The organism is Rahnella sp. PAMC25559 (genome assembly GCF_050632365.1).
GTDB classification, from domain to species: Bacteria; Pseudomonadota; Gammaproteobacteria; order Enterobacterales; family Enterobacteriaceae; genus Rahnella; species Rahnella rivi.
Genome location: NZ_CP192543.1, coordinates 147,420 through 160,823 on the forward strand (window position 1 = coordinate 147,420; position 13,404 = coordinate 160,823).

Annotated in this window: 9 protein-coding genes; 2 read left to right on the forward strand and 7 right to left on the reverse strand. The window is 53.8% G+C overall.

Going from position 1 to position 13,404, the window contains the following annotated elements; translation table 11 throughout:
• The first annotated feature begins 88 nt into the window (after positions 1-88).
• Positions 89-451 (forward strand): 6-carboxytetrahydropterin synthase QueD, encoded by a 363-nt coding sequence (queD, locus tag ACQZQY_RS02010; protein WP_056772857.1) that lies wholly within the window; start codon positions 89-91, stop codon positions 449-451.
• 10 nt (positions 452-461) lie between these two features.
• Here the strand turns inward: queD and queE are convergent, their stop codons facing one another.
• The 6 genes from queE to rlmD all read right to left on the reverse strand — a co-directional run bounded on the left by queE (position 462) and on the right by rlmD (position 9,173).
• Positions 462-1,133 (reverse strand): 7-carboxy-7-deazaguanine synthase QueE, encoded by a 672-nt coding sequence (gene queE, locus ACQZQY_RS02015; RefSeq protein ID WP_431297238.1) that lies wholly within the window; start codon positions 1,131-1,133, stop codon positions 462-464.
• Positions 1,134-1,298: 165 nt separating this feature from the next.
• Entirely contained in the window at positions 1,299-2,603 is a 1,305-nt protein-coding gene (gene eno, locus ACQZQY_RS02020; RefSeq protein WP_056772870.1) for a phosphopyruvate hydratase, read from the reverse strand.
• Positions 2,604-2,684: 81 nt separating this feature from the next.
• Complete coding sequence (gene pyrG, locus ACQZQY_RS02025; protein WP_056772874.1) at positions 2,685-4,322, reverse strand: glutamine hydrolyzing CTP synthase; 1,638 nt, start codon at positions 4,320-4,322, stop codon at positions 2,685-2,687.
• Positions 4,323-4,656: 334 nt separating this feature from the next.
• Entirely contained in the window at positions 4,657-5,475 is an 819-nt protein-coding gene (gene mazG / locus ACQZQY_RS02030) for a nucleoside triphosphate pyrophosphohydrolase (protein ID WP_056772878.1), read from the reverse strand.
• Between the two features lie 80 nt (positions 5,476-5,555).
• Positions 5,556-7,799 carry a GTP diphosphokinase gene (gene relA, locus ACQZQY_RS02035; protein ID WP_056772881.1) on the reverse strand — a complete coding sequence of 748 codons (2,244 nt, stop codon included), beginning with the start codon at positions 7,797-7,799 and terminating at the stop codon, positions 5,556-5,558.
• A gap of 9 nt (positions 7,800-7,808) precedes the next feature.
• Complete coding sequence (gene rlmD, locus ACQZQY_RS02040; RefSeq protein WP_431296542.1) at positions 7,809-9,173, reverse strand: 23S rRNA (uracil(1939)-C(5))-methyltransferase RlmD; 1,365 nt, start codon at positions 9,171-9,173, stop codon at positions 7,809-7,811.
• 63 nt (positions 9,174-9,236) lie between these two features.
• On the opposite strand from rlmD, the gene barA reads away from it, so the two are divergent.
• The gene (barA, locus tag ACQZQY_RS02045; protein WP_056772889.1) at positions 9,237-11,987 is read left to right on the forward strand and encodes a two-component sensor histidine kinase BarA; all 2,751 of its coding nucleotides are present in this window, start codon (positions 9,237-9,239) and stop codon (positions 11,985-11,987) included.
• Positions 11,988-12,063: 76 nt separating this feature from the next.
• Here the strand turns inward: barA and ACQZQY_RS02050 are convergent, their stop codons facing one another.
• On the reverse strand, positions 12,064-13,371 hold the full coding sequence (locus tag ACQZQY_RS02050; protein WP_431296543.1) for an amino acid deaminase: 1,308 nt from the start codon (positions 13,369-13,371) through the stop codon (positions 12,064-12,066).
• Positions 13,372-13,404 lie beyond the last annotated feature (33 nt).

Consider the following 13,404-nt stretch of genomic DNA (forward strand, 5'->3'; position numbering starts at 1 on the left):
TTTGGTGAAGAAAAGCGCAGTGAAGTCATGGCACGCAGGGCGGTATTCCGGTACTATGCCGCGTTTTTTCGAGCAACGAGACTGCCTCATGACCACCACATTATTTAAAGATTTTCAGTTCGAAGCCGCCCACCATTTACCGCATGTGCCTGCCGGGCATAAATGCGGACGGTTGCACGGCCACTCTTTCACCGTGCGTTTAGAAATCACCGGTGAAGTGGATCCGTATACCGGCTGGGTAATGGATTTCGCCGATCTGAAAGCCGCGTTCAATCCAACGCTGGAACGTCTCGATCACTACAATCTGAACGATATTCCGGGATTAGAAAACCCGACCAGCGAAGTGCTGGCCGCGTGGATCTGGAACGAGATGAAACCGAAGTTACCTTTGCTCAGCGCCGTGCGAGTGAAAGAAACCTGCACTGCGGGCTGCGTTTACCGCGGCGAATAAACATCGCACGTTATGCGATGTTTAAGTATTTGTGCGTCTGCATCGACAGCCGCCAGTTCCTTGCAATGCAGGTCGCGATGCAAAGTCTGGTGGCTTCTTCTTTTTGGCTGATCGGTTGCAGGGCGATAATTCGCGCTTTGCTGTCAGTCAGTGTTTCCAGCAACGTATCCAGAGCGTCGATATCACGCTGACGCGCCACCGGATGTTTCACTTCATCAGCACGTTTCAGTGCCTGCGGCAGAATGTCATAGCCTCCGCGCATATTCACTTTTGGCGAAACGGTCACCCAGGTGTTCACCGAACAACGCACTTCATGCGTGCCGCTGGTTTCAATCTGGCAGCTGAACCCGTTCTTCTCGAGCAGCATCGTCAATGGCATCAGATCATGAATACACGGCTCGCCGCCGGTGATCACGATATGGCGGGCGGTGTAGCCCTGCTGCACAATGATGTCCAGCAACTGCTCGGAGGTCGCATTGCCCCATGCATCGCTCTCTTCCGTTTTGACCAGAATGCGCTGCATATCGACTTCCCGATCGGCAATTTTATCCCAGGTGTGTTTGGTGTCGCACCAGCTGCACCCCACCGGACAGCCTTGCAGGCGTACAAAAATCGCCGGCACGCCGGTAAAATAACCTTCCCCTTGCAGGGTTTCGAACATCTCATTTATCGGGTACTGCATCTTTTTCTCAGTCATCTCTAAAAAATCAGCGCGCATTATCACAGATAAGACCTGTGGGACCAAACCTGAGCTGTAAATGAGTATGGCAGATTTCTGTTGCGGGACCTTTCAGGCATAAAAAAACCCGCCGAAGCGGGTTTTTAGAAAGAGTTTACAGCGCAGTAATTACTGGCCTTTCACTTCTTTCAGACCGTTGAACGGTGCAGGTGTGCCTTGTGCAGCCAGCGCTTCTTCGATACGGATCAGCTGGTTGTATTTAGCAACACGGTCAGAACGGCTCATAGAACCTGTTTTGATCTGGCCGGCAGCAGTACCTACAGCCAGGTCAGCGATGGTTGCATCTTCAGTTTCGCCTGAACGGTGAGAGATAACGGCAGTGTAGCCCGCGTCTTTCGCCATTTTGATCGCAGCCAGAGTTTCGGTCAGTGAACCGATCTGGTTGAATTTGATCAGGATGGAGTTAACGATGCCTTTATCGATACCTTCTTTCAGGATCTTGGTGTTGGTAACGAACAGGTCGTCGCCCACCAGCTGGATTTTGTCGCCCAGCACTTTAGTCTGGTATGCGAAACCATCCCAGTCAGATTCGTCCAGACCGTCTTCGATAGAAACGATTGGGTATTGTTTGGTCAGGTCTTCCAGGAAGTGAGTGAACTCTTCAGAAGTGAAGGCTTTGTTGCCTTCGCCAGCCAGAACGTATTTGCCATCTTTGTAGAATTCAGATGCTGCGCAGTCCATCGCCAGAGTGATGTCTTTGCCCAGTTCGTAGCCTGCTGCTTTAACCGCTTCCGCGATCACAGACAGTGCTTCTGCGTTAGAACCCAGGTTTGGCGCATAGCCACCTTCGTCACCAACAGCAGTACCCATGCCTTTAGATTTCAAAACTTTAGCCAGGGTGTGGAAAACTTCAGAACCCATACGGATGGCTTCTTTCAGCGTTTTCGCGCCAACAGGCTGGATCATGAACTCTTGAATATCAACGTTGTTATCAGCGTGTTCGCCGCCGTTGATGATGTTCATCATAGGCAGTGGCATAGAATATTTGCCTGGGGTGCCGTTCAGTTCTGCGATGTGAGCGTACAGTGGCAGACCTTTAGAGGCAGCCGCCGCTTTAGCAGCAGCCAGGGAAACAGCCAGAATCGCGTTAGCACCGAACTGAGATTTGTTCTCAGTACCGTCAAGATCGATCATGATCTTGTCGATGTTAGCCTGGTCTTTCGCGTCTTTACCCATTACTGCCTGAGCAATTGGACCGTTAACAGCAGCAACGGCTTTCAGTACGCCTTTGCCCAGGAAACGGGATTTGTCACCGTCACGCAGTTCCAGCGCTTCGCGGGAACCAGTAGAAGCACCAGATGGTGCAGCAGCCAGACCAACGAAACCGCCTTCCAGATGAACTTCAGCTTCTACGGTCGGGTTACCACGGGAGTCGATGATTTCACGACCGATGACTTTAACGATTTTGGACATTAGGATTTCCTCAGTACAAGTTAACTAAAGCTTCGGACAAGTGATCCCAGGCAGTCTGCCCCGCACCACTTCCCCGGTATTTTATTTTACCTGACGCTTCTGATACTCACCGGCAGCCTTCACGAAGCCTGCAAACAGCGGATGACCATCACGCGGCGTAGACGTAAATTCTGGATGGAACTGGCAAGCCACAAACCATGGATGATTTGGCAGCTCGATGATTTCCACCAGTTGCTTATCGCCAGAGCGACCGGCTACGCGTAAACCTGCGGCTTCGATAGGTTTGAGCAGCATATTGTTTACTTCGTAACGGTGACGATGACGTTCAACTATTGTTGGTTCGCCGTACATCTCACGAACCAGGCTGCCATCGCTCAGGTGACATTGCTGCCCGCCAACGCGCATGGTGCCGCCTAAATCACTGTCTTCGGTACGTACTTCAACGTTACCGTCTTCATCTCGCCATTCGGTGATCAGCGCCACCACAGGGAATTTACAGTCTGGCACAAATTCAGTGGAGTTGGCATTTTCCATACCCACCACATTGCGGGCGAACTCCATCAGTGCCACCTGCATACCCAGACAAATGCCCAGATAAGGAATGTTGTTTTCACGCGCATAACGGGCGGTGGCCACTTTGCCTTCAACACCACGGTAACCGAAGCCACCCGGGATAAGGATAGCGTCCAGGCCTTTGAGCACTTCAACACCACGGGTTTCGACATCCTGAGAGTCGATAAGTTTAATGTTCACGGTCAGACGATTTTTCAGGCCGCCGTGTTTGAGCGCTTCAATCACAGACTTATAGGCGTCTGGCAGCTCAATATACTTACCGACCATCCCGATGGTGACTTCACCACCCGGGTTCGCTTCTTCGTAAACCACCTGCTCCCACTCGGAAAGATTCGCTTCCGGCGCATTCAGGTTAAAACGCTTACAAATATAGTCGTCCAGACCCTGAGATTTCAAGAGGGCCGGGATTTTATAAATGGAATCAACATCTTTAAGAGAAATAACCGCTTTTTCTGGCACGTTACAGAACAGAGCGATTTTCGCACGTTCGTTCGCAGGTACTGCGCGATCGGAACGGCAAATCAGCACGTCAGGCTGGATCCCGATGGACAGCAGCTCTTTGACGGAGTGCTGAGTCGGTTTGGTTTTGACTTCACCGGCAGCCGCCATGTACGGCACCAGCGTCAGATGCATATACAGCGTGTGCTCACGGCCCACGTCAACGGCCATCTGACGAATCGCTTCCAGGAATGGCAGGGATTCGATATCACCCACGGTACCGCCGATTTCCACCAGCACCACATCATGGCCTTCGCCGCCTTCGATGATGCGTTCTTTGATGTTATTGGTAATGTGCGGGATAACCTGAATGGTCGCGCCGAGATAGTCGCCGCGGCGCTCTTTGCGCAGCACGTCGGAATAAATACGGCCAGTGGTGAAGTTGTTACGACGGGTCATTTTGGTACGAATGAAGCGCTCGTAGTGACCAAGGTCCAGATCCGTTTCAGCGCCATCTTCGGTAACGAAGACTTCGCCGTGTTGGGTCGGGCTCATGGTACCGGGATCCACGTTGATATACGGGTCCAGTTTCATCATAGTCACGTTGAGGCCACGGGCTTCGAGAATAGCCGCCAGAGAGGCTGCGGCAATGCCTTTACCCAGAGAGGATACGACCCCGCCGGTCACAAAAATATAATTAGTTGTCATGCTGAACCTGAGAGGTTAGGTTTAAAGATGATGGAGTAACCAAGACGGGAAAACAGTATACCGGAACCTTGTGTGCGCCACAAATAAACGTTTTGCTGCCCATCATCGTTTTCCTCAGCGTCAGTTCAGAAGAGTTAATCCTGCAGGTCACATTCTCTCAGTCTTTCAAAAACAACCAGTTAGCGATTAAAATTGTGTGGTGACTCTCATCCATCCGTAAAACATCTTAGATTTCAGTTTGTTGTACTTTAATGCTCTCAGATCAGGCTTTTATCTGCCGAATGCCGTTGAGCTTAACCGTTTCAGCAACGGCAGATCTTGTCGCCGATCAAAGTCAGAGCACAGGTTTTACCGCTTCACCCTGCTTTACCTGCTGCCACGCGGCTTCCATCTGCTCTAAGGTCGCGTCTTCCATGCTCAGCCCCTGCTCGCGGATGATGTTTTCAACCTGACGGAAACGACGCTCGAACTTACGGTTAGCGGCTTGCAGCGCATCTTCTGCTTTATGACCTAAATGGCGGGAAAGGTTAACCGTCGCGAACAGCAAATCGCCGATTTCCTCACCGAGTTTTTCTTCGTCGATCACCGCCTGACGCGCTTCAAACATCACTTCATCGATTTCTTCATAGACTTTATCCAGCACCGGGCCGAGCGTGGTCCAGTCGAAGCCTACATTTGAGCAACGCTTCTGAATTTTGTGCGCTTTCATCAGCGCAGGCAGTGCGGATGGAATATCGTCGAGCGCCGAATGCAGTGATTTGTCCGCCCGCTCCAGCGCCTTGCGCGCTTCCCATTTCACCAGAACATCTTTGCTGCTGGCGTCTTTTGACCATGCAGCCTCATCACCAAAGATTTGCGGATGACGGCGCTCGAGTTTATCCGAGATTGCGTTGCAGATATCGTCGAAACCAAACAGCCCCTGCTCGCTGCCCATTTGGGCGTAAAACACCACCTGAAACAGCAAATCGCCCAGTTCATCACGCACCTCGTCATAATCTTTGCGCGCGATGGCATCCAGCACTTCGTAAGTTTCTTCCAGCGTATACGGGGCGATAGTCTCGAAGGTTTGTTCTTTATCCCACGGGCAACCTGCCGCCGGGTCGCGCAGGGTTTTCATGATGGTGAGTAAGCGTTGCAGGGGTGATTCGGTCATGAGATCTGTCCGTTTTAAAAAGGGGTATGCCAAAGCAGGAATGAAAAAGGCCCGACGGGCGGGCCTTTACGTTTATACGATCAGTTGCCGTGCAGGCGTTTGGCGTCGATGACATCCGGCAGCTGGTTCAGTTTGGCGATCACGCGCCCCAGAACCTGCGGATTGTAGATCTCGATATCCATGTCGATGGTCGCCAGTTGTTGCTTGGTATCACTGCGGCTGGCGACGCCAAGCACGTTCACCTTCTCGTTGGCAAGAATGGTGGTGATGTCACGCAGCAGGCCGCTGCGATCGTTCGCCACGACGCGCACAACCAGAGAATAGCCGCTGGAGTAGCTTTCGCCCCAGACGGCGTCAACCACGCGCTCAGGGGCGTTCAGACGCAAATCTTCCAGCTGATCACAATCGGCGCGGTGGATAGAAATCCCCCGTCCCTGTGTGATGTAGCCGACGATTTCGTCGCCCGGAATCGGCTGGCAGCAGCGCGCAATGTGGTGCATCAGATTGCCCACGCCTTCCACCACCACGCGTCCGTTATCTTTACTGCCGTTACGTTGTGGAGCCGGTGTGGTTTTCTGCGTCAGCTGACGCATCGCCTCTTTATCCAGCTCTTCCGCACTCGGCTTTTTCAGCTGCGATTGCAGGAAGTTGACCATCTGATTGATGCGGATATCGCCGTTGCCAATGGCGGCCAGCACTTCGTCCAGCGAATTGACGTTATAGCGCGGCAGCAGCAGTTTCTCGGCATCTTTGATGCTGATATCCATACGGTCCAGTTCGTCGTCGAGGATCTGCTTACCGGCAATAATATTTTTGTCGCGATCCTGTTTACGGAACCAGTTTTGGATCTTCGACCGCCCGCGGCTGGTCGTCACGTAACCGAGGCTCGGGTTCAGCCAGTCACGGCTTGGGTTCGCATGCTTCTGGGTGATGATTTCAATCTGATCGCCCATCTGCAACTGATAGGTAAACGGCACAATGCGCCCGCCGATTTTTGCCCCGATACAGCGGTGCCCGACATCACTGTGGATGTGATACGCAAAATCGAGCGGTGTGGAGCCCATTGGCAGGTCGATGACATCGCCTTTTGGCGTAAACACGTAAACGCGATCATCAAAGACCTGGCTGCGAACTTCGTCGAGCATTTCGCCCGAATCAGCCATCTCTTCCTGCCACGCGATAAGTTTACGCAGCCACGCAATGCGGCCTTCGTAGCCACCGCTGCGACCACCCACCACGGCGGTGCCTTCTTTGTATTTCCAGTGCGCCGCGACGCCCAGTTCGGCATCTTCATGCATCTGGCGGGTACGGATCTGCACTTCCAGCGTTTTACCGCGCGGCCCTAACACCACGGTGTGAATCGACTGATAACCGTTCGGTTTCGGGTTGGCGACGTAATCGTCGAACTCATCCGGCAGATGGCGGAAATGGGTGTGCACAATCCCTAACGCGGCGTAGCAATCCTGTAAACGTTCCACCACGATGCGCACGGCGCGCACGTCGAACAGTTCGTCAAAGGACAGGGATTTTTTCTGCATCTTGCGCCAGATGCTGTAGATGTGTTTTGGCCGACCATAGACATCAACTTTGATGCCTTCTTCGCCCATCGCATTTTTCACGGTGGACACAAAATCATCGATGTACTGTTCACGGTCGATACGACGCTCATGCAACAGTTTGGCAATGCGTTTGTATTCATCAGGATGCAGATAGCGGAAACAGAAATCTTCCAGCTCCCATTTGAGCTGGCCGATACCGAGGCGGTTAGCCAGCGGCGCATAGATGTTGGTACATTCTTTTGCCGCCAGTACGCGCTCTTCTTCCGGCGCGTCTTTCACTTCACGCAGATGCGCGATACGTTCGGCAAGTTTCAGCACCACGCAGCGGAAATCTTCCACCATCGCCAGCAGCATACGGCGGACGTTGTCCACCTGCTCGGAGGCCATGGAGTCATTTTGCGTGGCTTTCAGCTGGCGGATGGCATCCATATCACGCACGCCGTGCACCAGATCGGTAATGCCTTTACCGAACTGCTCTGTCAGCGTGTTTTCATCAATGATGCCATCATCGACCAGCGGGAACAGCAGCGCGGCGCGCATACTGTCGTTGTCCATACTGAGGGTCGAGAGGATTTCCACCATCTCAAGACCGCGCCACAATAAGAGCGACGCGTCCGGATGGCCCTGCGTTTGCTGCTCGCAGTAGCGCCAGGTTTCGGCTAAACGGTCACATGACTGCTGGCTGGACAGCCCCAAACTGTTAATCCAGTCGTCGAGCGCAAACTCGCCAGCCGTGTTCAGATGTGCACTTCTTACCGCAACCATACCCTCTCCCTACGTGTCTGACACAACCCCGGTGTCAGATGGGTTGATAAACAGAGCCATCGATTCAAGGTGCCCGGTGTGCGGAAACATATCCAGCATACGAACCTGAGCCAACCGATAACCCGCCTCCAACAAAATTTTACTGTCCCGAGCCAATGTCGTGGGATTACAGGACACATACACCACGCGCTGCGGAGCAAGCTTTACGATATGCGCCATCACGCCCGCCGCACCACCCCGTGCAGGATCCAGCAAGACTTTATTGAAACCTTGCGCCGCCCAGGGTTGCTGACTGACGTCGTCCTCCAGATTTTCGTGGAAGAATGACGCATTTTCTAATCCGTTATTTCGGGCATTATCTTGCCCATTCGCCACCAGTGTAGCAACACCTTCAACTCCGACAACCCGCTTAGCTCTTTTTGCCAGCGGAAGGGTGAAATTTCCCATGCCGCAAAACAAATCCAGCACGCGATCTTCTGGCGTCAGCGCCAGCCATGCCAGCGCCTGTGCCACCATTTGCTGGTTCACGGCGTCATTAACCTGAATAAAATCACGCGGGCCAAAAGTCAGGTTAAGACCATCAATCTGATACGTTGGCGCTTCGCCGTGCAAACACTCCAGCGTCTCGCTGTCAGGTGCCAGAAACAGCGTTAACTGATGGTGCTGTGCAAACGCGATAAGACGCGCGCGATCCGCCTCGCTGAGCGGATCCAGATGGCGCAGCACCAGCAATGCGCCGTTATCGGCCAGCACCATTTCCAGATGCCCCAGCCGCTTCGCCGCCGTCAGTGACGCCAGACATTCCTGCACCGGCACCAGCAGTTGCTCAAGCTCCGGGCGAAGCACCGGACAGCGGGTGATCGCCACCAGATCGTTTGATCCTTCCTGACGAAAACCCATCACCAGCGGTCCGTTCCCCGGTTTTCGCCCTGGCTTCGCGCCGGCGATTTGTAATCCGAGACGCGCACGGCGCCGGTAACCGTATTGCGGACCGGCGATCACCGGTTGCTCTTCGGGCTGAATACCGGTTTCACGGGAGATCAGCCGTAACAGCGAGGCGGATTTGCTGCGCTGCTGTAATGCTTCACTGGCGTGCTGTTGCTGGCAGCCCCCGCAGACAGAATAGTGCGGACACGCCGGTTTTACCCGGTCGGCGCTGGTGGTCAGCAAACGTTTCAGTCGCCCTTTGGCGTACTTACTTTTATCTTCTGTTAAAATCACTTCCGCCTGCTCGCCGGGCAATACGCCACTGACAAACACGGCTTTACCGTTATGACGCGCGACACCCTGCCCGAAAGCATCAAGATCGGTGGCGGTCACAGTTATCGTTTGCCGGGTCGTCACACGGCGGTTCGGAGAGTAGAATTGAGCCATTATTGTCGATTGCACGCTGGTTTATTAAGCTTACTTTAGGTAATTCTCCCACATTGGAACCTCATGACCAAATATAGCCTTCGCGCACGGATGATGATCCTGATTCTGGCACCGACATTAATGATCGGTTTGCTGCTCAGCACCTTCTTTGTGGTTCACCGATACAACGAGTTGCAGAATCAGCTGATCGACGCCGGAGCCAGTATTATTGAACCCCTGGCCGTCGCGAGCGAATACGGAATGACGTTCCGGGAGCGTGAACCGGTGAAGCGCCTTATCAGCCGTCTGCACCGCAATCATTCGGACATTGTCCGCAGCATCAGCGTTTTTGATGGCGACAATAAGTTGTTCGCCAGCTCCAATTCCCTGCATGAAGGCAGCCCGCTGCAGGTCAAAAGCGTAAAAGATATTCCTGGCGAACTGACCCAGGCACGTTTCGGGGATTCGCTGATCCTGCGCACCCCGGTTCAGGCGGAGAATCATACCGAGGCAGATGATGACTCGTTCAGTTCGTCTCCTGAGCATACCCTGGGTTATATCGCCGTTGAGTTAGATCTCAGCTCGGTCCGGCTGGCGCAATATCAGGAAGCCTTTGTCTCGACCATGCTGTTATTGCTGTGTCTGGGCATTGCCACACTGTTCGCTTATCGCCTGATGCGCGACGTCACCGGACCTATCCGAAACATGGTCAACACCGTTGACCGCATCCGCCGCGGGCAACTCGACAGCCGTGTGGAAGGCAACATGCCCGGCGAACTGAGTATGCTAAAAAACGGCATCAACTCGATGGCGATGTCGCTGACGGCGTACCACGAAGAAGTGCAGCAGAATATCGATCAGGCCACGTCCGATCTGCGGGAAACGCTTGAGCAGATGGAAATCCAGAACGTCGAACTGGATCTGGCGAAAAAGCGCGCTCAGGAAGCGGCGCGTATCAAATCTGAATTCCTCGCCAACATGTCTCATGAGCTGCGTACCCCGCTCAACGGCGTGATTGGTTTCACCCGCCAGACGCTTAAAACTCCGCTGTCGCCAACGCAGGCTGATTATCTGCAAACCATTGAACGTTCAGCAAATAACCTGCTGACCATCATCAATGACGTTCTGGACTTCTCTAAGCTGGAAGCCGGTAAACTGGTGCTGGAGCACATTCCTTTCTCACTGCATGAGATGCTCGATGAAGTGGTGATCCTGCTGGCACATACCGCGCACGACAAAGGCCTCGAACTGACGCTCAACGTGCACAACAATGTGCCGGAGAACGTGCTGGGCGATCCGATGCGAATGCAGCAAGTTGTCACTAACTTGCTGGGAAATGCGATTAAGTTCACTGAATCCGGCAACATCGACATCAATGTCGAACTGCGTTCGCAGAACAATTTGCAGGTTGAACTGGAGGTGCAGATCCACGACACCGGCATCGGGATTTCAGAGCGGCAGCAGTCGCAACTTTTCCAGGCTTTCCGTCAGGCCGATGCCAGCATTTCGCGCCGCCACGGCGGCACCGGATTAGGCCTGGTGATCACCCAGCGTCTGGTCAAAGAGATGGGCGGCGACATCAGCTTCTACAGCCAGATCAACCGCGGTTCAACTTTCTGGTTCCACGTCACGCTCGAGCTGAATGAAAACCGCCATGTGACGCCGGTTTCCATGAGTTCCCTCGAAGGTAAACGTCTGGCCTATGTGGAAGCCAACCCGGCCGCCGCCAAGGCTACGATGGAAATTTTGCAGGCGACACCGCTTGAGGTCACGCATCGCACCTCCCTTGCCGCACTGCCGGACAACTACTACGACATGATGCTGTGCAGCATTCCGGTCAAACCAGAACAGACGCTGGCAGATTATGACGACCGGTTAAAACGCGTGCTGAGCATGACGCGGCACCTGCTGCTGGCGCTGCCAAGTCAGTTCCAGGTTGAGGCTGAAGAGCTCAAACGCCGCGGAGTGCAGGCGTGCCTGATCAAACCGATGTCCAGTATCCGCCTGCTGCCATTGTTGTTAAAAGAGCAACAACCGGCAGTGAGGATCCTCGGTTCAGATGAGACTAAAGCGGCACGACTGCCGCTCACGGCAATGGCGGTGGATGATAATCCGGCCAACCTCAAACTGATTGGTGCGCTGCTGGAAGAGCTGGTCGAAACCACCGTGCTGTGTCACAGCGGCGAAGAAGCGATTGAAGTGGCCCGTCACACTGATCTGGACATCATTTTGATGGACATCCAGATGCCGGATATAGATGGCATTCGTGCCAGCGAAATCATTCATCAGATGGCGCGCCATGCCAGCACGCCGGTAGTGGCGGTCACCGCCCACTCACTGAGCGGCGAACGTGAACAGCTTCTCAAATTGGGTATGGACGATTATCTGGCGAAACCTATCGACGAAGGCATGTTGAAAAACGTCCTGTCGCGCCATTACTCTCATCAGAATCAGCAGGATTCTCCGCTGCAAACGCAGGAAGATCTCGCGCCAAATAACACGCTCGACTGGCAACTGGCGTTAAGCCAGTCCGCCAATAAAGTTGCACTGGCGCAGGATTTACTGCAAATGCTGGTGGAATTCCTGCCACAGGTCGCCGTGCGTGTGGATGCCGTCGCCAGAGGTGAAACCGACGACGATATCCTCGCGCTCATCCATAAACTGCACGGCAGTTGCAGCTACAGCGGCGTCCCGCGCCTGAAACAGCTGTGCTATTACATCGAACAGCAACTGCGTCAGGGCGTTGGCGTGGAAACTCTGGAACCGGAATGGTTTGAACTGCTTGATGAGATTGAGAATGTGAAACGGGCTGCGGTGGCGTATTTACCGAGGTAGGTGAAGGTAAAGGGTTAAACGTTTCATACAAAACGCCCGGCAATGTCCGGGCGTTTTTACAGGTCGTCAACGTCTGTCAAAACCAGGTCGTCACTGCGCCGGTCACGTCCCACTGTTCATTCACCAGCAACAGCTGACGCCATTTGTCGAATGTCAGACAGGGATGACAAATGTCGAACACCAGCATGTCACCGACTTTCAGATCGGCATTTTCAGGGATCGACATAAACGCATGCTGATCCATCATCGCATAAACCTTCCAGTCTTCCGGTGCTGGTACGACGGTGGTATAGCCTGACTGTGTTGCACTGCGGGGACGGAAATGACCGGAGGCTTTCGGGTAGCCAGCGTCGTAGCCAGCGTCACGTTTGCCGAAAGCGATAATCGCCCGGCCCGGCTCCGGCAATGACTGCACGGCCGCCCAGACCTGCAAAGCGGGCTGTAAGCTGCTGTTCATTTCCCGTGCCACCGGATTACTGGTTTGCATTCTTTCCAGTGCAGCCTGATAGGCACCGACGTCATGCGTGACGTAACAACCTGAACGCAAAATCACATCCAGCTGATACCGTTTATCGCTGTCCAGATAGCGGCTCTCACGCGTTAACTCCTCCGCCACCACATCAAACCAGGCGGAACCTGCACCGGTTAATATCACCTGTTGTTCGGCGAATTCACCTGCCTGCGCCAGCGCTTCAGTACGCGCGACGACGTGGCGCAGAAATGCACGGATCGCCGCCTCGTCGTTGCTGACACCTTCATACAGCTCGACACCGATCAGCGCCAGAGACTGCGGCCAGCGTTTGATCGCGGCCAGCACGTCTGCTTCCTGTTCTGCGGTACGGATACCGGTACGCCCACCCTGAATACCGTACTCAAACATCATGCGTAACGTCAGTTGCTGGCTGGCGAAGTAATGGCCGAGGGCATCAACGTTGTCGGCAGAATCCACCACACAGGAAAATTCGAAATCAGGATCCTCACGCAGCAATCCGGCAATTATCGCCATATTGCCTTTGCCAATCAGCTGGTTCGCCATAATGACTTTGCGCACGCCGTGCTTAAAAGCGGCATTAACCTGCGGCGCGGTCGCCAGCGTGATGCCCCACGCGCCAAACTCCAGCTGCATCTTATACAGCTCCGGGCTCATGGTGGTTTTGCCGTGTGGCGCGAGTTTTAACTGATAACGCTGAATAAATTCACGCATCCACGAAAGATTGTGTTCGATTCTCTCCTCGAGCAGCACTGCCACCGGCAGGCTGACGTCCTCGCGCAGGATATTCCAGCCTTGCTGGCGAATATCGCCCATGCAGGCATCCGCGCTGAGTGGCCCTAAACCTTTAGTGTGTGTATTGACCGGTTGCTTCGAAAAATCAATCTCTGACATGGCTACGTTCCCGTTGCGATTTGATTCTAAAAA